Here is a 22,847-nt window from a genome sequence, read left to right on the forward strand (position 1 = left end):
GGGCCGTACACCGCGCTGACTGTGATGGATGCCATCACCGGGATCGCGATGGCCGTGCCCTTCGGGGCCTCGGCCGCCGCCATCATGCGCACACACGTGTTCCCGCTGTGGATGGCCTGGCTCGCCATTGTCGTGGCCGTGGTCGGCGTCCTGGGCGCGTTCACGGTCGTCAACACGGGCGGCGCCTTGGTGCCCGGCGGCCCGGTCCCGGCGATCGTGCTCGGCGTGCTCACGGCGTTGTGGGTGCTGGCCGCCAGTTGGTTCCTCATCCGCGAGCACCTGCCGATCCCCGCTGTGGGGGCGAGGCCGGCGATGGGTCACTAGACATCTCGTGCGCCTCGGCGGCGGACAACGGCGGCCGGGCAGTGAACGTGTGCAGCACGCCATGGCTGACGGAGCCCAGCACCGCGTACGCCATGCCCCATGGCCGCGGTTGCGCTCGCGAACCCGTCCCGGCCGCGGCGTCGTCCCGCTCCCAGCTCAGGCAGCGGACGACCTCTTCGTCCGAGACGATCAGCCAGAGAGGTCCAAGGCCCCACAGCGTCCAGGCCATATGCCTCTGTCGTGCCCCGCTGTCGCCGCCGCAGAGTGATGAGGAGGGAGGGGGTGCATGATGGGAGTCGCGACTCGGTGGGTGGCACTTCGCGTGCGCCGGTACTGGCTGGGGCGGAATCCGCTGCGCCGTCGCTCCGACCGGCTGGAGGCGGCAGGCGTGGCCGTTACGGTGATCCTGCTGCTGTTCAGCGTCTGGCCCGCCGTCGTCATGGGGCGGCTGGCCTACGAGAACGGGCTGCGAGCCGAGCGAGCCGGTCCCGGCATTCGCCAGCAGGTGACAGCGACCCTCTTGCAGGACGCACCCGACGCCGTCGTGGGCCCTGACAATGGCGTGGCGCCGGAATCACGCGCTGCCGCGCGCTGGGTGGCGCCGTCCGGTGGGCAGAGGACGGGCCAGGTGGCCGTGCCCGCCGGCACGAAGGCGGGCACGGCCGTGAAGGTGTGGATCGACGGCCGGGGTGAGCTGACCAGACCGCCGACGAGTCACGCGGACACACTGGCGGGTGCTGTCATCACGACACTCCTGGTCATCGTCGGAGCGGCCGCCACGCTGATGTTGGGCTTGCGGAGCTTCACGTGGTTGCTGGACAGAGGACGGTACGCCGCGTGGGACGCCTCCTGGGCCGAGGCATGCGAGCGGTGGCGGCGCTTGTCGTAGACCGACCGCCGCTCCGCCACAGATCACCGGCCGCCGCGACGTCACGCCATCCGCTGGGCCATCTCCACCAGCCGGTTGGCGTAGCCCTGTCGGCCTTCTCGATGCAGGCTCTGGCGTCCCGACGCGCACAGGAGCAGCTCAGCCGCCTCTTCCGGATTCACTCCAGGAAGCTGGACCCACGGCTGACGCCGGCTCCTCATTTGCGCGGTGGGCTACGAAGTGGGAAACGGCGAACAGTCGCGCGACCTACCGTCCGCCTCCCGACCCGCGCGCACGCCGCCCGGCGTGGACAGGGCTTGTCCGGGCAGAGTATCGGCCGGGCACTGTCTGCGGAACGACTCGTAGACATCGAGCAATACCCGTCGTTGCCGCATGGTGATGGTGACATCGGCCAGAATGGCGGCCGGGACGCTCCGATACCTGCGGCCTGCGATGACTTCGAGCTGTGCACACAGCATTTGGGCCGACATGCGCAAGCCGTTGGCGAGTGGACGAAGGATCAAGGTGCACGGCGACCGCCAAGAGCGCTTGGTCCGGATCCAGTCAGGGGCGAACACCTTGGTCGGCATGCAGGTTGGCGTCAAGAGCGGCCTTTGGAGATACGCGACCCGTCCCGAAGGGCCATCCGGCCCGCTACCGACAGGGCGGCGACAACGGCGACGGCCGCAGCCACAATGATCGTCTTGCGCATGACTTCCACCTCAATCACAGATTGTGATGCTTGATTGCGTTCTGTAGTATTGCCGCTCCGATCGATCTGAATCCCGCGCCTTTCCCTGGATTCGTCAAATACGCGATCAGGGCCTACGCCACCTCCACCGGATCGTGGATCGAGATCGATGGACCGGCTTCACGGAGAAGCGCCTTCCGTGGCGCCGGCGTTGGCGCGTGTCGGCCTCCTTGAGCAGCAGATCGCCCCATGACGTGCTTGACTTCGAGTGACATGGCGTCCTCCTCCGCTCCCGAGGTCCTCCGGCGGAGCCTCGCCCAGCAGTGTCGAACGTCCCCGATGCCGGGGGCCAAGATCCTGACCAGTGCCTCTCACGTTCGGACCACTGCGACCGGGCAGCGGGCGTGGTGCAGGACGCCCCGGCTGACCGAGCCGAGCAACATCGAGCCCAGGGCGCCGCGCCCGTGCGAGCCCACGACCAGCAGGTCCGCCAGCTCTGACGCATCGGTGAGCGCGTCCACCGGATTCGCGCAATGCACGTCCTCGACCACCCTCACCTGCGGATAGTCCTTGCTGAAGAGGGCCATCCGGTTGCGGACGGCCTGATGCTGCGCTGCACGTACCTCGTCCAGGTCGTAGGAGGCCTCCGGAGCGAAGGCGTGCACCGGCAGTTGCCAGGCGTGCAGCACCCGCAGCGCGCTCCCCCGGAGCTTCGCCTGCTCGAAGGCGTAGGCCAGCGCGGGTTCGCACTCCGGCGAGTCGTCGACCCCCACCACGATCTCTCCGTACGTCGGCCGATGCTCGCCTCGAACGACCACGACGGGGCAGTGCACGTGGCCGGCCACGTGCATGCTGACGGAACCCAGCAGCGCGCCTGAGAACCCGCCCAACCCACGGCTGCCGACCACGATCTCGGTGGCGCCCTCGGCCTGCTCGCGCAGGACCTCGGCCGGTGCGCCCTCGATGTCCCGCGTCTCGATCTCGACAGTGGGCTGGCGCTCGCGCACGAGCGCCTCCGCCTCGCGCAGGATTCTGTGCCCCTCTCGTAGCAGCAGATCAGGCATGGCAGGGGCGGGGTGTTTGCTGATCTGGTACGGCGAGCGGTCCACGGCGTGCACGATGCGCAGCGGCACCCGCATGCGGAACGCGTCGTTGGCCGCCCACTCCACCGCGGCTCGCGAGGTCGCGGAGCCGTCCACTCCCACGATGACCATGGTGTGCCTCCTTCGTCACCCTCCATCGGACCCGCTCACGTCCGGCCGCAGCAGGGCCGGAGGTCGGTCAGGCAAGGGCCGAAGGACCCTGTCTGCCGGAGGGCGTGCTGCGTGGCGTCATGGTCATGACCAGGGAGGACGGCCGGGCCGAGGTGAAGGGCTTGTCCGTGCTCAGGAGGAGATGGCGACGGCGGTGCGGTGGGTCCGGGGGTCGTCGATCGCGTTCAGGATGAAGGCGGCCAGATCGGCGCGGGAGGTCTGGGGGCCGACCTTGGCGGCGGCGCCGATGGAGACGCGGGGGTGACCGGTGGCCGGATGGTCGGTGAGCCTGGTGGGGCGTACGGCTGTCCAGGTCAGGCTGCTGGCCGTGAGTTGGCCCTCCATGCGGGCCATGTCGGTGTAGGCGTGCCGCATGAGGTGGTGCAGGAGGCGGGCGGCCAGACGGGTGCCGGGTCCGGCGTCGGTGGGGACGGCGAGCCCGGCTGAGGAGAGGACGAGGAGCCGGGCGCCGGGCTTGAGGGCGGAGATGATCTCGGAGGTGCCCGCAGAGTAGACGGTGGTGGGTCCGCGGCCGGTGGCGCCGAGCGCGGAGATCACTGCGTCGTGGTCGTCGAGCAGTCCCTGAAGCGAGCCGGGGATCTGCGCGTCGGCGGTGTGCGGGGTGAGTTGGGGCCGGGCGGCAGGGAGGGCTTGCGGACGGCGGGCGATCGCGGTGACGCGGTGGCCGGCGGCCAGGGCCTGCTCGACGATGATTCGCCCGGTGCGTCCGGCCGCGCCGACGACGGCGATGGAGGCCATGGGGTGGTCTTCCGGTTGCCGGTGGTCAGTGGACGGCGGGCTTGGTGGCGGGCTGGAACTTGAAGGAGACGGCCTCCATGAGGGCCTGGTGCTTGGTCTTCTGTACGGCGGCGATGCGCCAGTGACCGTCGGCGTCGCGGACGAGGGTGTAGGTGGCGAGCTTGCCGAGTTTCTTGGGAGTGCCCTTGGCGACCTCGCCGCGGGTGAGGACGACGGCGACGTCGGCGCCGTAGCGGCGGATGTCGAGGATCTCCATGACGAGCCTGGTGCCGTTGAGGAAGCTGTCGAACAGGGCCTGGTGGGCGCGGCCGATCTCAGCGCCGCCGTGGTAGACGGTGCCGACGAAGGTGACATCGGTGGCGTCGTCGGTGAAGCAGGCGCCGTAGGCCGCGCCGTCGCCGCGGTTCCAGGCGTCCTGGCTGTTCTGGAGGACGGTGTGGATGGCAGCGAGGTCGGTGGTGGCGGTGGTGTTCATGGTGGCGTCCCCCTCATGATAGCTTCAAGGAAGAAGTTTGTTCCTTGAAGATTTCTCTTCGTTGAGGAAGAGATTAGGCACTGGGGGATCATGTGTCAACACCGCAGACGCAGGCGGACGCCAGCCGTACCTACCGCCGATACCTCAGCGCGATGCTGCTGCACGGCCATGCCAGCGCCAAGGCGTGCGGCCTGGGTGCGACGGATCTGTACGCGCTGAACATCCTGGAGCTGGCCGGCCCGATGACCCCCGGCGAGCTGGGCGCGCGCACGGGGCTGACCACCGGGCCGACCACCCGGCTCATCGACCGGCTGGAGGAGGCCGGCTACGTCCGCCGCGTTCCCGAGCCCGGCGACCGCCGCAAGGTGATCGTCGAACCGATCGGCAAACCCGCCGGGCTCGACCAGGTCATGGCCCCCGCCCGGGAGAAGGTCGGCGAGATCATCGCCGGCTACTCAGCCGAGCAGCGCGACCTCCTCTTCGACTACTTCGACCGCGCCGCCCAGGCCTACCAGGAGGCGGCCGAGCTTCTGCGATCCGACTCCTGAGCCGCGCCACAAGCCTCGATGATTAGGCGAGCGGACATCGGGCGCTGGGTCCGGCCGCCGATCCGTCCCTGAGCCGATCATCCGAGACTCGCCTTGGTTGGAGGAGCTCCTGCGGCTGCTGCGACCGGCCGTCACGGCAACACTTCCGATCAAGCCCACGTCTCCGTCCAGCGGGGCGCGGTGGCGGCACTTTCAGCACCCGCAGGTCACTGCCGAGACCGGGGCGGTCAGCGGGTCGGCGGGCCGGACGACGCGTCCAGCCGCCGACTGTACGGGGAAACCCTCGCGCACCCAGTACTCATAACCGCCGATCATTTCCTTGACCCGGTAACCGAGGCGCGCGAAGGTCAGCGCGGCCCTGGTCGCGCCGTTGCAACCCGGTCCCCAGCAGTAGGTGACGACGACCGTGTCGCGCGGGACGACGAGGGCCGCCCGCTCGGCGATCTGCGCGGTCGGCAGGTGGACGGCGCCGGGCAGGTGGCCCTGTTCCCAGGACTCGATGCTGCGGGAGTCGACCACGACCAGTCCAGGCACGCCTGCCTCCAGGTCGGCGTGCACGTCGGACACGTCGGTCTCGAAGGCCAGGCGTGCGGCGAAGTGTGCGACGGCCTCGTCGGGCCGCGCGGGAGCGGTGAAGAGAACAGCGGACATGACGTCGATGGTCGCGGAGCGACGCCGTTGTGCAACAGTGGCATGAATGTCGCTAATCGATTGGATCTCGCCATGCAGATTCCCGGGAACGGGAACGGGAACGGCCGCCGGACGGTCGCGGTGCTCGCGTATGAGGGCATGTCGCCCTTCGAGACCGGGATCGTCACCGAGGTCTTCGGGCTGCCGCGACCGGAGCTGGACGTGCCCTGGTACGACCTGAAGGTGTGTGCCGAGCGCCCGGGTCCGCTGCGCATCGTGGGTGGCGCGACCGTCGACACGCCGTACGGCCTGGAGGTCTTCGCCTCGGCCCAGACGGTGATCGTGCCCGGCGTCCCCGACGTGCGGGGCACGTGCTCCCCTCAGCTGGTCGCCGCGCTGCGGCTCGCCCACGACCGGGGCGCGCGCGTCGTGTCCATCTGCTCGGGCGCGTTCGCGCTGGCCGCCGCCGGCCTGCTGGACCACCGCCCGGCGACCACCCACTGGCAGTACGCCGACCTGCTACGCCGCCGTTTCCCGCTCGTGCGGGTGAACCCCGACGTGCTCTACATCGACGACGGGGAGGTGCTCACCAGTGCCGGCAGCGCGGCGGGGCTGGATCTGTGCCTGCACCTGGTACGTCGCGACCACGGGCCGAGCGTGGCCAACACGGTGGCCCGGCGGCTCGTCATCCCACCGCACCGCGACGGCGGTCAGGCGCAGTTCATCGAGACACCGGTGCCCGACGACCTCGACGACGACCAGATCTCCCAGACCATGACGTGGGCACTGGCCAACCTGCGGCAGGAAATCAGCATCGACACCCTGGCACGCCGCGCGCACATGTCCACCCGTACCTACCTGCGCCACTTCGCGCGGTGCACCGGGACCAGCCCCACGCGGTGGCTGATCAACCAGCGCATCCAGGCCAGCCTGCCGCTGCTGGAGAAGACCGCCACGCCGGTGGAGGAGATCGCCCGCACCGTGGGCTTCAAAAGCCCGATCACATACCGTTCCCATTTCGTCAAGGCGATGCGCACATCACCCTCGGCATACCGGCGCGCGTTCAACGCAGCCGAGCCGACGGACCGCTGATAACAGGCAAGAAACAGCGGCTCCGCAACACTCAAGCCCTTGACGCAGAAATTTCGGAAAGGGCGGCACATGAGAGGGGTAAGCAGAAGGGGCGCGCTCGCGGGGAGCCTCGCGGGGGGCCTCGCGGGGGGCCTCGCGGCGGCGTTCGGGGCGGGTGTCGCGCAGGCGAAGGAACGGCCGTTCCGCGCCGTGACGGGCACGGAGCGGCCACGACGGCCGAACGTGCTGTTCATTCTCGCGGATGACCTGGGATGGGCGGATCTGGGCTGCTACGGTTCCCGGAACATCCGCACGCCATATCTGGACGCGCTCGCCGGAGGAGGCGTGCGGTTCACCAACGGCTATTCGGCCGCGCCGATGTGCTCGCCCACCCGGTTCGCGCTGTACACCGGGCGATATCCGGGCCGCTTGCCAGGCGGGCTGGAGGAGCCGATCAGCATGCCCAACAAGCAGAACGGCATTCCCCCTGAGCATCCGACGCTGGCCTCGTTGCTCAAGGGCGCCGGTTACACCACGGCCATGTTCGGCAAGTGGCACTGCGGTTTCCTGCCCTGGTTCAGTCCGGTCAAGTCCGGCTGGGACACCTTTTTCGGCAACCTCGGGGGAGCCATCGACTATTACTCGAAAATCAGCGCCAGGAGGGTCGTCGACCTGTATGAGGGCGAGGTGCCGACGGAGTCCCTGGAGTACTACACCGAAACGGTGTCCGAACGTGCCGCGGGCTTCGTCCGCGCACACCACGACGGCCCATGGCTGCTCAACCTCAACTTCACCGCTCCGCACTGGCCCTGGGAGGCGCCCGGCGACGTTGACGTCAGCAAGGAACTCACGGCTCGGGTGCAGGCGGGCGAGCAGGGCGTGCTCCAGCACGGGGACGGCGGTTCCCTGGACACCTATCGCAGGATGGTCGAGGCCATGGACAGCGGGGTCGGAAAGGTGCTGAAGGCCCTCGCCGAGACAGGGCAGGAGAATGACACGCTGGTGGTGTTCGCCAGCGACAACGGCGGCGAGCGCTGGTCCTATATGTGGCCGCTGTCCGGCTCCAAGAGCCAGCTGAACGAGGGCGGCATCCGCGTGCCGACCATCGTGCGATGGCCGGCGGCCCTTCGAAGCCGCCAGGTGAGCGACGTACCCGTCGTCACCCAGGACTGGACCGCGACCATTCTGGAGGCGGCGGGCGTGGCACCGGCTGAGAGTCATCCGCTGGACGGGCACAGCCTCATCGCCTATCTCCTCGATGGAGCCCAGGCTCCGGAGCACGACCTGTTCTGGCGGACGAAGCAAGCCCACGCCTTGCGGCGCGGCCGCTGGAAGTACTTGCGCAACAACGGCGATGAATCGCTGCACGACCTGCACACCGATCCCCGCGAACGCGCCGATCTGGCCAGACGTCAACCCGAGATCCTCAACCGGCTACGCGCCCGCTGGGAGGAGATCGACAAAGATCTGCTTCCTTATCCCGGAGGATCCACGCCCGCCCCCACCGCGCCCGCGCGGGACGCCCAGTGAGAAGTCCAGGCTGACCGGCGCCGCGCGGACGAGAAACGATGATCGGCCGCGCGACGCCCGGTCGCCGAGAAGGCGTCCCCCGCTCTCGGCAATCGCGCCGCCGGCGGGTCCCGGACTCGTGGTTATCGCCTAGGAACGCCCGCCGGTGACGTAGACGTTCATGCCGGTGTAGTCGAAGGTGAGGGCGAACGGTTTGAAGAATTCGTGGGTGAAGTTGGCGATGATCTCGAACCCGAACTGCTCGGCCTGGCCCGGGCCGGGCTGACCGGGGAACGTCTTGGCGGCGGCGAAGCCTCGCACGTTCCGCCCGACCGCCCTGCCCAGGCTGATCCGCTCGGGGGTGACCGGATAGAGGGGGACGCCGTTCTTCTCGATCGGGTGGTCGTAGTCCACGGTGAGGCCGGCCCGTTTGGCGTACTCCACCGTCGTGTCGAGGCCGTGCCCCACGCCGCCGGTGTCGAGGGTGACGACGCGGGGCCCGTAGTCGTCCAGGCTGCCCAGTGTGCAGGGGTAGTGGTCGCCGGCCAGCCACAGGGGGAGCCGGCCGGCGCCCTTACCGCGGGCCGTGGACTTGCGCCGCAGCACCAGGGCCTGGCCGGCGTAGTCCATCGTGGCCAGGAAGTGGTAGAAGAGCGTCGTCCCGAGCACGCCGGCGGGCTGCGATCCGTCGGGCAGCGGCGGCCGTTGCGCGTCGATCCACTGCACCGGCAGGTTGCGGACCTCGATGTCGCCGATCCGGAACGACTCCAGCACGCCCAGGTGGATGGTGACCGGATTGTTGCTGGCGACCCCCGACAAGGTGGCCAGCGAACGCAGCCCCGCCTCCTCCGCGACCTCCTGCGCCAGGTCGAGCGTCGCGTACGTGTCGAGGTAGAACGTGCCTTTCTTGCCGTTCACCGAAGCCTCGACGGCGGGCAGGGGCTCCATGGTCTTGAAGGGCACGCGGGTGCTCTGTGCGCCGCGTAGCTGCCAGGGCGTGCCGGTGACGTGGCCGTACAGGGTGGCGTAGGCGGCGTCACGCGGCCTGCCGGTCTTCTGCAGCAGCGGGACGGCGCGGGCGAGCTTGTCCTGCCGGACGTAGCACTCGGCCAGGCGCTGGCGCGAGGCCACGCCGCCGGGGTCCAGCGCGATGGCGGCGGTCAGGTAGCGCTCGGCGGCGGCGAACCGGTTGCACAGCAGGGCGATGTAGCCGAGTTGGGCGGCGGCGTGCGCGTTCTTGGGATCCTTGCCCAGCAGCCGTCGATAGCCGCGGGCGGCCTCGTCGAACTCACCCTTCTTGAAAAGCTCGTCGGGGTCCTGCACCGCGGCGGCTGCGATGCCCGTCGTGGGCAGGATCGCCCCGGCGGCCCCGATCACGGCGGCTGTGCGCAGGAACGCGCGCCGGCCAGGGGGGAGATCGTCGGTAAGGGTCATGCCAGGCTCCTTGCTTCGTGCGGATGCGAGGCCACCCAACACAAAGCCGCGTTTCCTGAGCGTTTCCCGCGGGGCGCTGACCGAAGCCGCTGAGATCATGTCAGACGACGACGGGAGACGACGTATGCGCATAAAGCATCCGCAGGCGCTGGCCGGAATGCTGCTGTTCGTGACGGTGACGGTGGCGGCGTGCGGCGGTCAAGAACCGGCGATCACGCGGGCGAGTCCTGCCCCGTCGGCATCCGGACCGACCACCACCACTCCGGCGACGGCGTCGAAGGACTACTCGTACGAACTACGCAAGAGCGACATTCCTTGGAACGGCACCGGAGACCCGTACAACGCCATGGTCGAACTGGACGACGGGCGGCGGGTGGCCATGCACTATCGGCGCGGCAAGGGTCTCTACGAACAGCACTTCAGCCCGCAGTCCGGCGGATGGACAAGGCCGCGCCTGATCTACGGCACGACGACCGAAGCGTGCCAGGGGATCGAGCTGCGGGCCTTCGGCGAAACCGTCGCGGCCACGGCGGACTTCGGCCTCTACTGTTCGGACGGCGAGCCGCCGCAGGAGTCCATCGCGGCCGTGGGCGTGGGCAGCCTGCGCACGTGGGACCACCACCTGACGAGAAGCTTCGACGGTTGGGAGCGGGTCTCGGCGCGCGACGGCGGGAAGGAGATCACCTTCAGAAACGGGTCAGCCACGCTGCGCTGGAGCAGCACCGGCGGTTTCGCGAAGTAGAAGGGTCTTGGATCATCCCCCGGCGGCGATCCCGCCGGATATGGCAGAGTGCGGGCGTCGACAAGCTCGAAAGGTGTGAGTCTTGGCAGCCCCCCTCGCCGCATTGATGCTGGCCTCATTACTCACCTCTCCGTCCGCCGCACTGCCCGCGTGCCCGCAGATCTTCGGGCACGGCGGCTACCCCACCGGCGCCAACGCCTGGGAGAGGGATCAGGTACGCCAGCCGAACAATCCCACGGCCATCCAGAAATACAAGTCCTGGGGCGCGTCGGGTGTCGAGGCTGATCTGCAGCTCACCAAGGACGGCACCAAGGCCGTCATGTGGCACAACACCTCCACCTGGGGGCTGACGGGCACGAAGAAGAACATCACCGAAATCTGGTGGGCCGCGGGCGACACCGCGCTCAAGGGCCGGACCATCAACCGCGGGCTGTTCACAGGTGAGACCGTCCACACCTTCCGCGAGTGGCTGGCCGCGATGAAGACTGCCGGCATGGTCGGTCTGGTCGAGATCAAGCCGGAGGCCCGGCAGTCGCTGCTCAGCTCCAACGCCACGATCAAGTCGCGGGCGTGGGCAGAGGTGCTCGACCCCGTCAAGGAGAACCACCGGTCGCAGGAGATCATCCTGTACTCCCACGACAGCGGACTCGCCGCCGAGCTCAAGACACGGGTGAGCGCCGCCGGCATGACGCAGGTGCTGAGCGGCGGGCCCATCTGGCCGGAGGTCACCAAGTGGGAGGAGCCGCCTCCCTCGTGGACGCTGAACGAGAACGCGTGGAAGTCGGCGCTCGAGAGCGGCGCCAAGCGGGTGGCCACCGACTACACGCCCCAGTTCAGTGCCTGGCTCAAGGGCAGGTGCCAGTGACCATGCTGCCGGAGGCAAACGCCCTGCTCGTGGTCCGCACCGGATTCTCCGATCCCGACGCGTGGCAGGCCGTCAGAGTGGCGCTCGGTGTGACGGGCGAGGAGAGCTTCGTCGAGGAGTTCCAGGACGAGGTGGAGGTCGTCGACGACGCCACCTACGCGGGCCTCACGCCCGATCAGCTCCTCGCGCTGTTGCCGAGCGGCTACACCGACCCGATCCTCGTCGTCGTCGACAGCACCGCCCTCGAGTCGGCGGAGATGCCGGTGCTGGTCGTCGACCTCGTGGAGGAGCGCGGCCGGGCGTTCCGCGTCATCCCCGCCGAACTTCCCGATATCCACAGCAATCTCTCCATCGCCAACATGGACTTCTTCGAGTTCGCCGACAACGCCGACGCCGACGGGGTTTTCCGCGGCTTCCATTGACGGTCCAGCCGCGCCCTACCCCGTCTCTGCTGAAGCCGTTGACGGTCCAGCCGCGGCCTACCCCGTCTCTGCCGAAGCCGCCGCCAGCAGCCGCTGCCCGAGCACGCGTGCGGCCTGCCGGAGCTCGGGGCACTTCACGATCCGGTACGGCGCCTGGATCGCGGCGAGTTGCCCGGCGTACCACGCCGGGTTGCCGGTGCTGCCGACCAGGCGGGTGGTCCCGGCGTCGAGCGGCTGGAGCCGTCCGAGGGCGCGAGGCAGGCAACGGGCCACGTCGTCGACGGGGGCGTCGATGACGACCTCGACGTCGTACTCCCATCCGACGGCGAGATGCTCCTCCAGTGTGGCGACCGGGTCGAGGTCGGCGGGTGGGCTGAAGGTGTCGTCGAGCACCTCCACTCCGCGGACCCGGTCGATCCGGTAGGCACGGCGGGCGTCCGCGGTGTGGTTGCGGCACAGCAGGTACCACCGGCCGTGGCGGACAACGACGGCCCACGGTTCGGCCTCGATGACCCACTCGGACCCGGCCTCCGAGCGGTAGTCGAGTCGCACCCGCCGATGGTTCGAGCAGGCCTGTACGAGGGTGTTCGTGGTGTCGGGGTCGGGCCGGGCGGCGGCGCGGTCGGGGGCGGGCGCCGTGTTCCGGCGGACGGCCTCGACCTGGGCGGCCACCGGCTCAGGAAGCGCCCGCACGATCTTGCCGAGTGCGCTGCCGACCAGGTCGGTGGGATCGCCGGCCTGGTGATGGCCGTCGAGCACGGCCATCACCAGGCCGAGTGCCTCGGCGGCGCTGAACATCAGGGGCGGAAGCCGCAGGCCGCGGCCGAGGCGGTAACCGCCGTAGGGCCCTCGGAGCGACTCGATCGGGATGCCGGCCTCACGGAGGATCTCGACGTACCGCCGGGCGGCCCGCTCCGAGACGCCGAGCTTGTCGGCGAGCCGGTCCGCGGTGATGCCCGGGGCGCCCTGGACGAGCTCGAGGGCCAGCAACGCCCGTGCCGTGGGGCTTGTGTCGGGTTTCACACCATCCCCGCAATCCGGAAGCAGAACATCCGGAATGGAACCTAGCAGACCCCGGCCTCGGCCTCGGGCGCGGGAGACGGAGAGGTTGCAGGCCGGGTGCAGGAACCTGCACCCCGGGGCTCACCAGCGGCGTACCTCCGGGTCGTCCGGCTGGTCGAGCACCGACGTCTTGCGGCCCAGCAGGTGCATGTCCAGGAAGGCGCCGACGTACTTGCGGGTGAGCTCCACTCCGCGCACCCCGCCGAGCTCCGCTCCCGGCAACCCGAGCTGCGGCTGGAGCACGCCGTAGTCACCGAATGAGGCGTGGTTGCTCCCCGCGAAGGTCAGCCAGCGCTTCCACCCGGCGAGGTTGGCCCACGACTGCGGCCAGCTCTCGTCCTTGCCCGTCGGCTCGTGCGACGTCGGGTTGCCGATGAGAAGGAAGGGCTGCTTCAACGCGGGCGCGTACGGCTTGAAGGTGCCATCCAGGTTGACGCCCGCCTTGAGGCGCTTGTCCGCCTGCAGGGCGTGCGCCGTGCTGTTGCCGCCCGCCGAGTAGCCCACCATGGCGATCCGCGACGGATCGATGGCCTTGCCCCAGCGCCCCGCGGTCAGCCGGTTCAGCGTGAAGCGGACGTCGGCCACGCGGACCGCGGCGACCTTGGCCTGGTCCTGGCCCTTGACACAGGCCAGGCAGGTGGTGGTGCGCCCGCCCGGGAAGGTGGTGGCGACGGACTCGTAGGTGTGCTCGATCGCGGCGACGAGGTAGCCGCGGCTGGCGAAGTCCTCGGCGAGGGAGGTCAGCGTGGCCCTCGGCCAGGAGAAGCCGGGTGACATGACGACGAGGGGGTGGCGGCCCTTGGTGATCGGCGCGCGCACCTTGGCGTAGGTCTTGGTGGCGGCGAGGATCTCCTTCTGCTCGACCGGCAGGTCCTTGAGGATCAGCGCGGACTCGGCCGGTGTCAGGTACGGCGCGGCCTTGCCGGTGGCCTTCCTGGCCGGGTACCAGAGCGACACCAGCAGCTCGCGCTTGTCCGCCTCGGGGTTCCACGGGTCGGGACGGCTGGGGTCGACCAGGTGCAGGGTGGTCTGGCCGACCGGGTGCTCGCCGGTGGGCGCGGGCAGGTGCGGTCTGGCGTCACCGGCGGCGACGCCGGGCACGGCCGCCAGGGAAAAGGCAATGATCACTTTCAGCATGCGGTTCACTCTGGCCCCGGTCGCTGCCGCCTGGCCCGCGGCGAACGTCGATCACCACCCCCGACTTTCGTAGGGGATGCCCGCCCCGGCCGTCGGCATAGCCTGTGACCGTGACGAACGGCCTGCGGCTCATCGACCGCCTCACCCCGTGGCTGCTCGGAGTGGCCGTGTTCGCCCTGTCGATGATGTCGGTTTTCGGGCAGGTCGGCGTCCCGTCGACGCTTGCCGCACCCGTGCTGGTGCCGGCGGCGCTCGCGGCGGGAGCCGCAGCGGCGCTGGCGCGCCGCTGGTTCTGGCCGTTGGCGCTGGTGGGTGCCGTGGGCTACGTCTGGTTGATGATGTCGCCCGCACTGTTCGCCGCCTCCTACTACGCGGGGGTGCGCGGGCGGCCGCGGCGCTTTCTCGTGCTGGCCGTGGTCGCCTGCGCCGGGGCCACCGGGGTGTCCGCCGCGGTCGGCGGATATCGGGGGCTGGTGGCCGGAACCCTGCCCAACGCCCTGATGTGGGCGGCTCTGGTCGTCGCGCTGCCGCTGCTGGCCGGGCTGTGGGTGCGGGCCAAACGCGAGCGGGTGGAGCAGCTGGAGCGCGAGCAGGTGATGCGCGCCGAGCAGGCCAGGACGCAGGAGCGCGCGCGGATCGCCAGGGAGATGCACGACGTCGTGGCGCACCGCGTCTCGCTGATCGTCCTGCACGCCGGAGCGCTGGAGCTGAGGACGAAAGACGAGGGCACGGCCGAGGCGGCCGCGCTGATCGGGGACATCGGACGGGAGGCGCTGGCCGACCTGCGTGAGGTCCTGGGCATCCTGCGCACCCGGGACGCGCAGGATGCCGGGACGGAGGCGCTGAGCCCGCAGCCGACGCTGGCCGACCTGGACCGGCTGCTGGACCAGACGCGCTCGCTGGGCACCCCGGTGACCCGGCACGACGAGGGCGAGGCCAGGCCGGTGGGCGAGACCGTCGAGCGGACCGCCTACCGCGTGGTCCAGGAGGCGCTCACCAATGTGCACAAGCACGCGGGCCGGGCCCCCGCTGAGGTGTTCATCCGCTACCTGCCCGCGGAGGTCGAAGTGGAAGTGCGCAACGACCGGCCGGTCGGCGGCGGCGAAGCGCTGCCCGGCTCCGGCTGGGGGCTGCTCGGCCTCCGGGAGCGCGTGGAACTGGCCGGCGGCTCGCTGGATGCCGCTCCGGTGCCGGGCGCCGGGTTCCGCGTCCTGGCCAGGATCCCGTCGGCATGATCCGGGTCCTGGTGGTCGACGACGAGGCGCTGGTGCGGTCCGGGCTGCGCATGATCCTGGAGAGCTCCGGCGAGATCGTCGTGGTCGGCGAGGCACGCGACGGAGACGAGGCCGTGAGCGCCGTGGCCCGGCTCCGGCCGCATGTGGTGCTGATGGACGTGCGGATGCCCGGCTCGGACGGACTGGACGCCGCCCGCCGCATCCTGGCCGATCCGGACGCGCCGAAGGTGATCATGCTGACCACGTTCGATCTGGACGAGTACGTCCATGAGGCGCTCCGCTTGGGCGCGGTGGGCTTCCTGCTCAAGGACACCCGGCCCAGGGAGCTGGTGGCCGGGGTCCGTACGGTGGCGGCGGGTCAGGCCATGCTGTCCCCCACGGTCACCAAGCGGCTGATCGGCGCCTTCGTCGAACGGGTGCCGTCACGCGCCGAGGCCGCCCGCCGCAAGCTGGCCGCGCTGACCGGCCGCGAGGAGGACGTCGTACGCGCGCTGGCCCGCGGGCTGTCCAACGCCGAGATCGGCCGCGAGCTGGCGCTGTCGGAGGCCACGGTGAAGGCGCATGTGAGCAGCGTGCTGGCCAAGCTCGGCCTGGCCAACCGCGTCCAGGCCGCCATCCTGGTGCATGACGCCGAACTGCTGTGACGCGTCAGGGCCGCTCACGCATCACTTGGTGACCTCGAACGGCGCGTGCATGCCCGAGGCGTAGTGCCCGGGGAAGTTGCACAGCAGCTCGTACCGTCCGGGGTTCAGCTGCAGCGTCACCCAGCCCATGGAGCCGGGCGCGATGCCGTCGCCCTCGCCCCCGCCGCAGTCGCGCGACGCCTCGCCGAGCATGCCCGTCTCGCTCACGCGGGCATCGGATCCCACCGGCTGCTTCCCGACGGCCTGCCCGTCCGCGAGCGACAACACGACCAGTTCGTGAACCAGCGTGCCCGTGTTGGAGGCGCGGAACGACACGGTGCCCCCCGGAACCTTGGCCGGGGTCACCGTCAGACCCATCGGCCCCGAGGCCCTGTCGGTCAGCTTCACCTCCACCACCTTGCCGGGCAGCGGCGGAGGGGTGCACTGTCGCGCTTGCGCCGCCGGTGCGCCGGCGACGAGCACGACCGTCATCGCGGCCGTCGCGGTGGCCGCGGAACACACGTCGTGAAGCCTCATCAGGCTCACCCCCCGGGTGCGCGTGCTGCTCCTCTTCCAGCCTACGAGCGGGAACACGCCCGCCAAAAAAGAGGAAAATCCGATGTCTGGTCTGTCGATCCGGTCCGGGCGAGTTCGACGCGTTGGTGAAAGTACTCGTAGGGAGGAAACGCCATGCAGAAGATCACCACGTACCTCTGGTTCGACAACCAGGCCGAGGAGGCCGCCGCCTTCTACACCTCGCTCTTCAAGGACTCCCGCATCCTGGACGTCCAGCGCTACGGCGAGGGCGGGCCCGGCCCCGCCGGGACGGCCATGGTCGTGACGTTCGAGCTGGCCGGGCAGGGGTTCGTCGCGCTGAACGGCGGGCCGCAGTTCAAGTTCACCGAGGCCATCTCGCTCTACGTCGACTGCGACTCGCAGGAGGAGGTCGACGAGCTGTGGGCGAAGCTCACCGAGGGCGGGGAGGAGTCGCAGTGCGGCTGGCTGAAGGACAAGTACGGCCTGTCCTGGCAGATCATCCCGCACCGGCTCCAGGAGCTGCTCACTGACCCCGACCCGGGCAGGGCCCAGCGGGCCATGCAGGCCATGCTCGGCATGCGGAAGATCGACGTCCAGGGGCTGGAGGCGGCCGCCGACGGCTAGAGACGGGGCAGCCGGCGGGGCTCCGTCCATCAGGCAGGCCGGGCCTAGAGGCCGAGGATCTGGGCGGGCTCGGCGATGACCTGCTGGATGATCAGCCCCGCCGCACCCAGCACGGCCGCGTCCGCGCCGATCTCCGACACCACCAGGGCGGGCGGCGTGCCGCGCATCTGCCCCAGCCGGCCCCCCAGCCCCTCGGCCACCGGCCCTTCGAGCCAGGGGAACAGCGGCGCGTAGATCCCGCCCAGCACGATCCTGCCGGGGTCGAGGAGGTGGACGGCCGAGGTGAGCGCCACGCCGAGGGCGTGCCCGGCCCGCTCGCACGCCTCCAGCGCCCGCCGGTCACCCGACTCCAGCCGCTCGACCAGTGAAGTGACCGAGGACAGCGCGCCGAGCAGGGCGTCCTGCCCGGCGTACACCTCCAGGCAGCCCCGGCCGCCGCACCGGCACGCCGGCCCGTCGGGCACGACGACGACGTGGCCCAGCTCGCCCGCCAGCCCGAACGTCCCCCTGAACACCGTCCCGCCCACCACGAGCCCGGCGCCGATGCCGATCTCGCCGGACACGTAGAGGAAGTCCGTCGCCCGCGAGCCGAACCAGAGCTCGCCGAGTGCCGCCAGGTTCGCCTCGTTGTCGATCGCGAACGGCAGGCCGACCAGGTCCGGCACGCGTACGTCCCGCCAGCCGAGATGCGGCGCGTTACGCAGCACCTCGCCCTCGACCGTGCCGGGCACGGCGAGCGCCGCGCCGATGATCCGCAGCCCGGCCTGCTCGGCCTCGGCCGTCGTCTCCTTCACCAGGTCGCGCAGGCTGTCCAGGATGTCTGCCGGGTCGGAGTTGCGGTTGTCGGCCCGCCGCGTACGGCGCAGCCGCACGGCCCGGGTGAGATCGACGACGCACGCGGCCAGATAGTCGATGTTGATCTCCAGCCCCAGCGTGGCCACCCGGTGCCCGCTCAGGCTCACCGCCACCCCCGGCCGCCCCCGCTCGCCGCCCCGCACGGCCCCGTTCTCGGTCACCACCCCCGCCTCCAGCAGGTCGGAGACCAGGCTGGACACGGTGGTCTTGGTGAGCCCCGTCAGCTCAGCGAGCGCCGCCCTGGTGTGCGGTCCTGATCGGTGGATGGCGCCCAGTACTACGGCCAGGTTACGGGCGCGCATGGAATCATGCCGGACCCCTCTTGACGCCACCATGCCCACCTCCTCAGGATTATGTACAGATTATGGACTAATCCTGAGGAGCGCATCCGAATGTCCGCATTCACCCCGACGCCTGACGACCGCTTCACCTTCGGCCTGTGGACGGTCGGCTGGCAGGCGCGCGACCCGTTCGGCGACGCCTCCCGCCCCGCTCTCGACCCGGTGGAGACCGTGCACCGCCTGGCCGAGCTGGGCGCCCACGGCGTCAGCTTCCACGACGACGACCTGCTCGCCGTCGAGCCCGACCGGGACAAGGCCATCGCCGCCTTCAGGAAGGCCCTGGACGAGACCGGCATGAAGGTCCCCGCGGCCACCACGAACCTGTTCACGCACCCGGTGTTCAAGGACGGCGCCTTCACCAGCAACGACCGCGACGTGCGCCGCTACGCCCTGCGCAAGGTCATGCGCAACCTCGACCTGGCCGCCTCGCTCGGCGCGCGGACCTACGTGTGCTGGGGCGGGCGCGAGGGCGCCGAGTCCGACGCCGCCAAGGACGTCAAGGCCGCGATGGACCGCTACAAGGAGGCCCTGGACCTCCTCTGCCAGTACGTCATCGACAAGGGCTACGACATCCGCTTCGCCATCGAGCCCAAGCCGAACGAGCCCCGCGGCGACATCCTCCTGCCCACGATCGGCCACGCCCTGGCTCTGATCAACGAGCTGGAGCACCCCGAGATGGTGGGCGTCAACCCCGAGGTCGGCCATGAGCAGATGGCCGGGCTCAACTTCGTGCACGGCATCGCCCAGGCCCTGTGGCACGGCAAGCTCTTCCACATCGACCTCAACGGCCAGCACGGCCCGAAGTACGACCAGGACCTGATCTTCGGACACGGCGATGTGAAGAGCGCGTTCTTCCTGGTGGACCTGCTGGAGTCCCACGGATACGACGGCCCGCTCGTCTTCGACTACAAGCCGCTGCGTACCGATGACCCCGATGACGTGTGGGACTCGGCCGCGGCGAACATGCGCACCTACCTGATCCTCAAGGAGAAGTCGCGGGTCTTCCGCGCCGACCCCGAGGTGCAGGAGGCCCTGCGCGCCTCCCGCGTGGACGAGCTCGCGCAGCCTACGCTTGCGCCGGGCGAGACCTGGTCCGACCTGGCCAAGGACGACTTCGACCCGGAGGTGGCGGCCGCCCGCGGCTTCCACTTCACCCGGCTCAACCAGCTCGCACTCGAGCACCTCCTGGGGGTACGCGGATGACGAAACCCATCAGTGTCCAGCTCTACACCGTCAGGGAGGCGCTGGCGGCCGACCGCGACACGGTGCTGAGCCAGATCGCGGAGATCGGCTACCAGTCCGTGGAGCCCTACGATCCCACGACCGATCCCAAGGGCTTCCGCGAGGTGGTCGACGACCTGGGGCTGAGCGTGTCGAGCACGCACGCGTACGCGCTGCTGAGCAAGGAGCCCGCCGAGGTCTTCGACGCCATCGCCACGATCGGCACCGACCTGGTGATCATCCCCGGCGGCATCGCGCACGAGGAGTTCACCACGCGCGACGGCCTCTCGCGCACGGCCGACCTGCTGAACGGCCTGGCCGAGCAGGCGGCGCGGCACGGGATGCGGATCGGTTACCACAACCACTGGTGGGAGATCGAGCCGGAGATCGACGGCCGGCCCGCCCTCGAGGCGCTGGCCGATCTGCTCGCTCCCGAGGTCTTCCTGGAGATCGACACGTACTGGGCGGCGGTGGGCGGCGCCGACGTGCCCGCCCTGCTCGGCCGCTTGGGGGAGCGCGTACTGGCGCTGCACGTCAAGGACGGGCCGGTGGTCAAGGGCGAGCCGCACACCGCGGTGGGCAGGGGCGTCATGCCCGTCCCCGAGATCCTCGCCGCCGCCCCCGACGCCTGGCGCATCGTCGAGCTCGACGAGTGCGCGACCGACATTTTCGCCGCTCTCGCGGACAGCCACGCCTACCTCACCTCCCTGGAGAGCTCTTGAGCAACGGCCCCGTCGGCGTCGCCCTGGTCGGCGCCGGGAACATCAGTGGCCAGTACCTTCGCAACCTCACAGCCTTCCCCGACGTACGCGTGCTCGGCGTCGCGGACATCGACACCGAGCGGGCCGCCGCGGTCGCGGCCGAGCACGGCGTGCCCGTGTCGGGCACCCTCGCCACCGTCCTGGCGGTGCCCGAGGTCGAGATCGTCATCAACCTCACCATCCCGTCCGCACACGCGGCCGTCGCGCTGGAGTCGCTGCGCGCCGGCAAGCACGTGTACGGCGAGAAGCCGCTGGCCATGAACGTGGACGAGGCAACCAAGATCGTGACCGAGGCCGCCAACCTCGGCCTGCGGGTGGGCGGCGCGCCCGACACCTTCTTAGGAGCAGGGCTCCAGTCGGCCCTGCACGCCCTGCGCTCCGGCCTCATCGGCGAGCCGGTCGCCGTCACCGCGGCCACGCAGAGCCTCGGACCCGAGTCCTGGCATCCCAACCCCGAGTTCTTCTACCAGCCGGGCGGCGGCCCGCTCTTCGACCTGGGCCCGTACTACCTGACCGCCCTGGTCTCCCTGCTAGGCCCCGTCACCCGGGTGGCGGCCGGCACGCGCAGGGCGCGCGCGCACCGCGTCGTCGGCTCGGGGCCCAAGGAGGGCAAGGTCTTCCCGGTGGACGTCCCGACGCACGTCAACGCGCTGCTCGACTTCCCGGGGACGGCCACCGCCGCCACCACCTTCAGCTTCGACTCGCCGATCAACCGCCGGGTGATCGAGGTCATCGGCTCCGAGGGCGCCCTGTCGCTCCCGGACCCCAACACCTTCGAGGGGCCCCTGCTCGCCCGGGGGCTGCACGACACGGACTGGCGCGAGCTGCCGGTATCCGGCACCACGGCCGGGCGCGGCATCGGCGTGCTCGACCTGGCGAGGTCGCTCCGGTCGGGCACACCGCACCGCGCCTCGGGCGAGCTTGCCTTCCACGTGCTGGAGCTCATGTCCGCCATCTCGGAGTCGGGCGAGCGCTCGGAGTTCCGTCCCATCACGTCCACCACCACCTCGCCGGAGCCCCTCCCGGCGGACTGGGACCCGCACGCGTCGACCCTCTGACGGGTTCCCCCAGCTGATCAGCGGCGCCCGCCACCCGTCGGTGCGGGCGCCGCAAGGTCGGCCGGCGTCGGTCACCGTTTGTCAGACACGCCCTAATGATCCGGCCAGCGTAGCCTTCCTTCCGTGGTCAGAAGGGCCAGCTCGCCGTCCGCGGTGTAGGCGGCCGAGGCGGTGCCCGGGTGTCTGGCCATCGTACGGCCGGCCGGGTCGACCACCTCGGCCGCACCGCCATACGTGATCAGGAACTCTGCGCCGGACGGATGGGCGCGGATCTGGGCCTCGGCGGCGATCTCGCGCGACCACGTCTGCTTGCCGGCGGAGTCGACGCCCCGGACGCCGGTGAACCGCCTGCCGTCGCCGTCGCGCCAGTAGGCGTAGACGACGAGGCCCTGCGTCCCGGCGGCGCATCCGGCGAGAACCGGGAGGGTCGTGGTCACCGGTACCGGCTTGCCCGAGCCTGTCAGCACATAGGCGCGTTCCCCCTCGACCACCGCGGTACCGTCTGATGCGCAGAGCGCCGTGACCGGTTCGGCGAGCGTGTCCCTGGCCACCTCGCGCCAACCCCGCCGGTCGTGCCGGAACCACAGCGCCTGCTTGCCTGAAGTCGCGACCGCGGTCGTCCTGGACGCGTCCTCCGCCCAGGAGACAACCCCTTTCAACCGGATACGCGTGTCCTTGCCCGCGGGCCGGATCAGCCGCAGACCGTCCTCTTCCGCGCCGTCGCTCTCAATGATCACGGCGTCCGAGGCGTTACGTGCGGTCGGCACCCGCCTGATCCGGGCGTCGGATCGCGCGAACACGCCCGAGAGCGAACGTGGCTCGGGGTCCGCCCCCTCCGCCGAGCCGGAGAACACTGGGTCGGGACAGTGTGCCTGGCAGATCACGTCGGCGCCCACGGCGTACGCGGCGGGATCCCGCCAAAGCTCCCTGCCCGACCGGTCCAGCCCATAAAACGCCCGTGCCCGGTTATCAGCCACCACGACGCCCTCCGCGGACACCGCCACGATCTCCGGCGGGCGCTCGGTCACCGGCTCCGGCTGATCGGTCGCGGTGCCGCAGCCGGTCAGGAGCATCAGCACGGCGAGCAAGGCTCGTGGGATCACAGATTCCGCTCCTGGAAGAGGCTCCTGAAAAGGAGGTGTGCCGCGGCGCGCGCGGCACACCCGTCATCTGGCGTCAGGCCTTGTTGGTGGTGGCGGTGCACCTCGGGTCGTAGCCGCTGGTGTCGAACACGAACTTGGCGTCGACATGCCACCTCTTCTTGTACTCCACCTTCCTGTAAGGGCGGTGGGTGTGCCACTTGTCCGGCGTGACGTTGTCCCCGGATTCCCACTCGTACAGCGTCTTGTCCGGCTTGCCGGAGATGGACTCGCGGATCCGCAATCTCACGTTGCTCTTCTTGCCGGGGCTGTCCCCCTTCGTGGCAACCAGCTCGTACCGGATCTCTTCGATCACGTCGTACGAACCGTCCGGCTCGTAGTAAGCGCCGACCCTGCCGCGGAACCAGTCATGAGTGTTCCCGGTGCAGCTGCCCTGGAGCAGCCGCTGCTTCCCCGAGGCGGAGGTCGCCGAGGCCGACACACCGGCCGCGGGCATGATCGACAAGGCCACGCCCACAGCCCCGAGTATCGCGGTCTTTCGCAGGATGCCTGTCACTCGCATATTGGCCTCTCGTCTGAGTTCGGTTACGGAGAGACAACTTAGGGATGTGCGGTATATCGGCGGTATGTCCGCCGGGTTCAGGCGTGCGCGTGAGCACACTCCGGCCCGGCGCGGACAGCGGCCAGGTCCGGGCGGTGCCG

The 22,847-nt window shown here is 70.1% G+C and carries 24 protein-coding genes and 1 pseudogene; 14 read left to right on the forward strand and 11 right to left on the reverse strand.

The genetic code is table 11. The features are described 5' to 3' along the window. Nucleotides 1-324: pseudogene (locus tag ACIBVN_RS21545) on the forward strand (hypothetical protein); the annotation flags it as partial. Nucleotides 325-610: 286 nt separating this feature from the next. Beyond that, nucleotides 611-1,213 carry a hypothetical protein gene (locus tag ACIBVN_RS21550; RefSeq protein WP_397138937.1) on the forward strand — a complete coding sequence of 201 codons (603 nt, stop codon included), beginning with the start codon at nucleotides 611-613 and terminating at the stop codon, nucleotides 1,211-1,213. Between the two features lie 1,041 nt (nucleotides 1,214-2,254). On the opposite strand, the gene ACIBVN_RS21555 is transcribed toward ACIBVN_RS21550, so the two are convergent. The 3 genes from ACIBVN_RS21555 to ACIBVN_RS21565 all read right to left on the reverse strand — a co-directional run bounded on the left by ACIBVN_RS21555 (nucleotide 2,255) and on the right by ACIBVN_RS21565 (nucleotide 4,370). Beyond that, nucleotides 2,255-3,097 (reverse strand): universal stress protein, encoded by an 843-nt coding sequence (locus ACIBVN_RS21555; protein WP_397138939.1) that lies wholly within the window; start codon nucleotides 3,095-3,097, stop codon nucleotides 2,255-2,257. A gap of 171 nt (nucleotides 3,098-3,268) precedes the next feature. Continuing rightward, nucleotides 3,269-3,895 carry an NAD(P)-dependent oxidoreductase gene (locus ACIBVN_RS21560; RefSeq protein WP_397138940.1) on the reverse strand — a complete coding sequence of 209 codons (627 nt, stop codon included), beginning with the start codon at nucleotides 3,893-3,895 and terminating at the stop codon, nucleotides 3,269-3,271. A gap of 25 nt (nucleotides 3,896-3,920) precedes the next feature. Further along, complete coding sequence (locus ACIBVN_RS21565) at nucleotides 3,921-4,370, reverse strand: YybH family protein (protein WP_397138941.1); 450 nt, start codon at nucleotides 4,368-4,370, stop codon at nucleotides 3,921-3,923. A 92-nt stretch (nucleotides 4,371-4,462) separates the two neighbouring features. On the opposite strand from ACIBVN_RS21565, the gene ACIBVN_RS21570 reads away from it, so the two are divergent. Continuing rightward, a complete protein-coding gene (locus ACIBVN_RS21570) occupies nucleotides 4,463-4,918 on the forward strand; it encodes a MarR family winged helix-turn-helix transcriptional regulator (protein ID WP_397138942.1) in 456 nt (151 codons plus the stop codon). 192 nt (nucleotides 4,919-5,110) lie between these two features. On the opposite strand, the gene ACIBVN_RS21575 is transcribed toward ACIBVN_RS21570, so the two are convergent. Then, nucleotides 5,111-5,569, reverse strand: coding sequence for a rhodanese-like domain-containing protein (locus tag ACIBVN_RS21575; RefSeq protein ID WP_397138943.1), 459 nt, complete (start codon nucleotides 5,567-5,569; stop codon nucleotides 5,111-5,113). A 72-nt stretch (nucleotides 5,570-5,641) separates the two neighbouring features. Here ACIBVN_RS21575 and ftrA point away from each other — a divergent pair, with 72 nt between their 5' ends. After that, a complete protein-coding gene (gene ftrA, locus ACIBVN_RS21580; RefSeq protein WP_397138944.1) occupies nucleotides 5,642-6,640 on the forward strand; it encodes a transcriptional regulator FtrA in 999 nt (332 codons plus the stop codon). Nucleotides 6,641-6,709: 69 nt separating this feature from the next. After that, on the forward strand, nucleotides 6,710-8,149 hold the full coding sequence (locus ACIBVN_RS21585) for a sulfatase-like hydrolase/transferase (RefSeq protein ID WP_397138945.1): 1,440 nt from the start codon (nucleotides 6,710-6,712) through the stop codon (nucleotides 8,147-8,149). Between the two features lie 129 nt (nucleotides 8,150-8,278). Here the strand turns inward: ACIBVN_RS21585 and ACIBVN_RS21590 are convergent, their stop codons facing one another. Beyond that, nucleotides 8,279-9,562, reverse strand: a complete 1,284-nt coding sequence (locus tag ACIBVN_RS21590; RefSeq protein WP_397138946.1) for an aspartyl protease family protein — start codon at nucleotides 9,560-9,562, stop codon at nucleotides 8,279-8,281. A 124-nt stretch (nucleotides 9,563-9,686) separates the two neighbouring features. On the opposite strand from ACIBVN_RS21590, the gene ACIBVN_RS21595 reads away from it, so the two are divergent. The 3 genes from ACIBVN_RS21595 to ACIBVN_RS21605 all read left to right on the forward strand — a co-directional run bounded on the left by ACIBVN_RS21595 (nucleotide 9,687) and on the right by ACIBVN_RS21605 (nucleotide 11,591). Beyond that, a complete protein-coding gene (locus ACIBVN_RS21595) occupies nucleotides 9,687-10,304 on the forward strand; it encodes a hypothetical protein (RefSeq protein WP_397138947.1) in 618 nt (205 codons plus the stop codon). 82 nt (nucleotides 10,305-10,386) lie between these two features. Beyond that, a complete protein-coding gene (locus tag ACIBVN_RS21600; protein WP_397138948.1) occupies nucleotides 10,387-11,169 on the forward strand; it encodes a glycerophosphodiester phosphodiesterase in 783 nt (260 codons plus the stop codon). 2 nt (nucleotides 11,170-11,171) lie between these two features. Next, on the forward strand, nucleotides 11,172-11,591 hold the full coding sequence (locus tag ACIBVN_RS21605; RefSeq protein ID WP_397138950.1) for a DUF6924 domain-containing protein: 420 nt from the start codon (nucleotides 11,172-11,174) through the stop codon (nucleotides 11,589-11,591). A 57-nt stretch (nucleotides 11,592-11,648) separates the two neighbouring features. Here the strand turns inward: ACIBVN_RS21605 and ACIBVN_RS21610 are convergent, their stop codons facing one another. Both ACIBVN_RS21610 and ACIBVN_RS21615 read right to left on the reverse strand, forming a co-directional pair. Beyond that, nucleotides 11,649-12,614 carry a helix-turn-helix transcriptional regulator gene (locus ACIBVN_RS21610; protein WP_397138952.1) on the reverse strand — a complete coding sequence of 322 codons (966 nt, stop codon included), beginning with the start codon at nucleotides 12,612-12,614 and terminating at the stop codon, nucleotides 11,649-11,651. A gap of 120 nt (nucleotides 12,615-12,734) precedes the next feature. Further along, nucleotides 12,735-13,790: an alpha/beta hydrolase family protein gene (locus tag ACIBVN_RS21615; protein WP_397138954.1), complete on the reverse strand. Its 1,056-nt coding sequence runs from the start codon at nucleotides 13,788-13,790 to the stop codon at nucleotides 12,735-12,737. 110 nt (nucleotides 13,791-13,900) lie between these two features. Between ACIBVN_RS21615 and ACIBVN_RS21620 the strand changes: the two genes are divergently transcribed. After that, complete coding sequence (locus ACIBVN_RS21620) at nucleotides 13,901-15,025, forward strand: sensor histidine kinase (protein ID WP_397138956.1); 1,125 nt, start codon at nucleotides 13,901-13,903, stop codon at nucleotides 15,023-15,025. Beyond that, entirely contained in the window at nucleotides 15,022-15,669 is a 648-nt protein-coding gene (locus tag ACIBVN_RS21625) for a response regulator (RefSeq protein ID WP_397138958.1), read from the forward strand. Before ACIBVN_RS21620 ends, ACIBVN_RS21625 begins: the two co-directional genes overlap by 4 nt. Nucleotides 15,670-15,690: 21 nt before the next feature. On the opposite strand, the gene ACIBVN_RS21630 is transcribed toward ACIBVN_RS21625, so the two are convergent. Next, nucleotides 15,691-16,185, reverse strand: a complete 495-nt coding sequence (locus ACIBVN_RS21630) for a hypothetical protein (RefSeq protein WP_397138960.1) — start codon at nucleotides 16,183-16,185, stop codon at nucleotides 15,691-15,693. A 153-nt stretch (nucleotides 16,186-16,338) separates the two neighbouring features. Here ACIBVN_RS21630 and ACIBVN_RS21635 point away from each other — a divergent pair, with 153 nt between their 5' ends. After that, on the forward strand, nucleotides 16,339-16,809 hold the full coding sequence (locus tag ACIBVN_RS21635; RefSeq protein ID WP_397138962.1) for a VOC family protein: 471 nt from the start codon (nucleotides 16,339-16,341) through the stop codon (nucleotides 16,807-16,809). A 44-nt stretch (nucleotides 16,810-16,853) separates the two neighbouring features. Here ACIBVN_RS21635 and ACIBVN_RS21640 read toward each other — a convergent pair whose 3' ends face one another. After that, nucleotides 16,854-17,999 carry an ROK family protein gene (locus tag ACIBVN_RS21640; protein WP_397138964.1) on the reverse strand — a complete coding sequence of 382 codons (1,146 nt, stop codon included), beginning with the start codon at nucleotides 17,997-17,999 and terminating at the stop codon, nucleotides 16,854-16,856. A gap of 57 nt (nucleotides 18,000-18,056) precedes the next feature. On the opposite strand from ACIBVN_RS21640, the gene xylA reads away from it, so the two are divergent. The 3 genes from xylA to ACIBVN_RS21655 are packed head-to-tail and all read left to right on the forward strand — an operon-like array spanning nucleotide 18,057 to nucleotide 21,045. After that, on the forward strand, nucleotides 18,057-19,208 hold the full coding sequence (gene xylA / locus ACIBVN_RS21645) for a xylose isomerase (protein ID WP_397138966.1): 1,152 nt from the start codon (nucleotides 18,057-18,059) through the stop codon (nucleotides 19,206-19,208). Continuing rightward, complete coding sequence (locus tag ACIBVN_RS21650; protein ID WP_397138968.1) at nucleotides 19,205-19,948, forward strand: sugar phosphate isomerase/epimerase family protein; 744 nt, start codon at nucleotides 19,205-19,207, stop codon at nucleotides 19,946-19,948. Before xylA ends, ACIBVN_RS21650 begins: the two co-directional genes overlap by 4 nt. Further along, nucleotides 19,945-21,045, forward strand: coding sequence for a Gfo/Idh/MocA family protein (locus ACIBVN_RS21655; protein ID WP_397138970.1), 1,101 nt, complete (start codon nucleotides 19,945-19,947; stop codon nucleotides 21,043-21,045). The genes ACIBVN_RS21650 and ACIBVN_RS21655 overlap by 4 nt, the downstream gene beginning before the upstream one ends. A 92-nt stretch (nucleotides 21,046-21,137) precedes the next feature. Here ACIBVN_RS21655 and ACIBVN_RS21660 read toward each other — a convergent pair whose 3' ends face one another. Both ACIBVN_RS21660 and ACIBVN_RS21665 read right to left on the reverse strand, forming a co-directional pair. Further along, on the reverse strand, nucleotides 21,138-22,148 hold the full coding sequence (locus ACIBVN_RS21660) for a hypothetical protein (protein ID WP_397138972.1): 1,011 nt from the start codon (nucleotides 22,146-22,148) through the stop codon (nucleotides 21,138-21,140). Between the two features lie 73 nt (nucleotides 22,149-22,221). Beyond that, nucleotides 22,222-22,707, reverse strand: coding sequence for a hypothetical protein (locus ACIBVN_RS21665; RefSeq protein WP_397138974.1), 486 nt, complete (start codon nucleotides 22,705-22,707; stop codon nucleotides 22,222-22,224). Between the last annotated feature and the right edge of the window lie 140 nt (nucleotides 22,708-22,847).

This window comes from Nonomuraea sp. NPDC049400 (assembly GCF_044466425.1).
Taxonomy (GTDB): Bacteria; Actinomycetota; Actinomycetes; order Streptosporangiales; family Streptosporangiaceae; genus Nonomuraea.

What these genes read in the sequence shown, in the direction of transcription:
- ACIBVN_RS21630 (WP_397138960.1), bottom strand. Translation starts at nt 16,185, where the DNA reads ATGAGGCTTCACGACGTGTGTTCCGCGGCCACCGCGACGGCCGCGATG.
- ACIBVN_RS21585 (WP_397138945.1), top strand. Translation starts at nt 6,710, where the DNA reads ATGAGAGGGGTAAGCAGAAGGGGCGCGCTCGCGGGGAGCCTCGCGGGG.
- ACIBVN_RS21650 (WP_397138968.1), top strand. Translation starts at nt 19,205, where the DNA reads ATGACGAAACCCATCAGTGTCCAGCTCTACACCGTCAGGGAGGCGCTG.
- ACIBVN_RS21565 (WP_397138941.1), bottom strand. Translation starts at nt 4,370, where the DNA reads ATGAACACCACCGCCACCACCGACCTCGCTGCCATCCACACCGTCCTC.
- ACIBVN_RS21615 (WP_397138954.1), bottom strand. Translation starts at nt 13,790, where the DNA reads ATGCTGAAAGTGATCATTGCCTTTTCCCTGGCGGCCGTGCCCGGCGTC.
- ftrA (WP_397138944.1), top strand. Translation starts at nt 5,642, where the DNA reads ATGCAGATTCCCGGGAACGGGAACGGGAACGGCCGCCGGACGGTCGCG.
- ACIBVN_RS21575 (WP_397138943.1), bottom strand. Translation starts at nt 5,569, where the DNA reads ATGTCCGCTGTTCTCTTCACCGCTCCCGCGCGGCCCGACGAGGCCGTC.
- ACIBVN_RS21560 (WP_397138940.1), bottom strand. Translation starts at nt 3,895, where the DNA reads ATGGCCTCCATCGCCGTCGTCGGCGCGGCCGGACGCACCGGGCGAATC.
- ACIBVN_RS21550 (WP_397138937.1), top strand. Translation starts at nt 611, where the DNA reads ATGATGGGAGTCGCGACTCGGTGGGTGGCACTTCGCGTGCGCCGGTAC.
- xylA (WP_397138966.1), top strand. Translation starts at nt 18,057, where the DNA reads ATGTCCGCATTCACCCCGACGCCTGACGACCGCTTCACCTTCGGCCTG.
- ACIBVN_RS21665 (WP_397138974.1), bottom strand. Translation starts at nt 22,707, where the DNA reads ATGCGAGTGACAGGCATCCTGCGAAAGACCGCGATACTCGGGGCTGTG.
- ACIBVN_RS21635 (WP_397138962.1), top strand. Translation starts at nt 16,339, where the DNA reads ATGCAGAAGATCACCACGTACCTCTGGTTCGACAACCAGGCCGAGGAG.
- ACIBVN_RS21595 (WP_397138947.1), top strand. Translation starts at nt 9,687, where the DNA reads ATGCGCATAAAGCATCCGCAGGCGCTGGCCGGAATGCTGCTGTTCGTG.
- ACIBVN_RS21555 (WP_397138939.1), bottom strand. Translation starts at nt 3,097, where the DNA reads ATGGTCATCGTGGGAGTGGACGGCTCCGCGACCTCGCGAGCCGCGGTG.
- ACIBVN_RS21590 (WP_397138946.1), bottom strand. Translation starts at nt 9,562, where the DNA reads ATGACCCTTACCGACGATCTCCCCCCTGGCCGGCGCGCGTTCCTGCGC.
- ACIBVN_RS21605 (WP_397138950.1), top strand. Translation starts at nt 11,172, where the DNA reads ATGCTGCCGGAGGCAAACGCCCTGCTCGTGGTCCGCACCGGATTCTCC.
- ACIBVN_RS21640 (WP_397138964.1), bottom strand. Translation starts at nt 17,999, where the DNA reads ATGGTGGCGTCAAGAGGGGTCCGGCATGATTCCATGCGCGCCCGTAAC.
- ACIBVN_RS21625 (WP_397138958.1), top strand. Translation starts at nt 15,022, where the DNA reads ATGATCCGGGTCCTGGTGGTCGACGACGAGGCGCTGGTGCGGTCCGGG.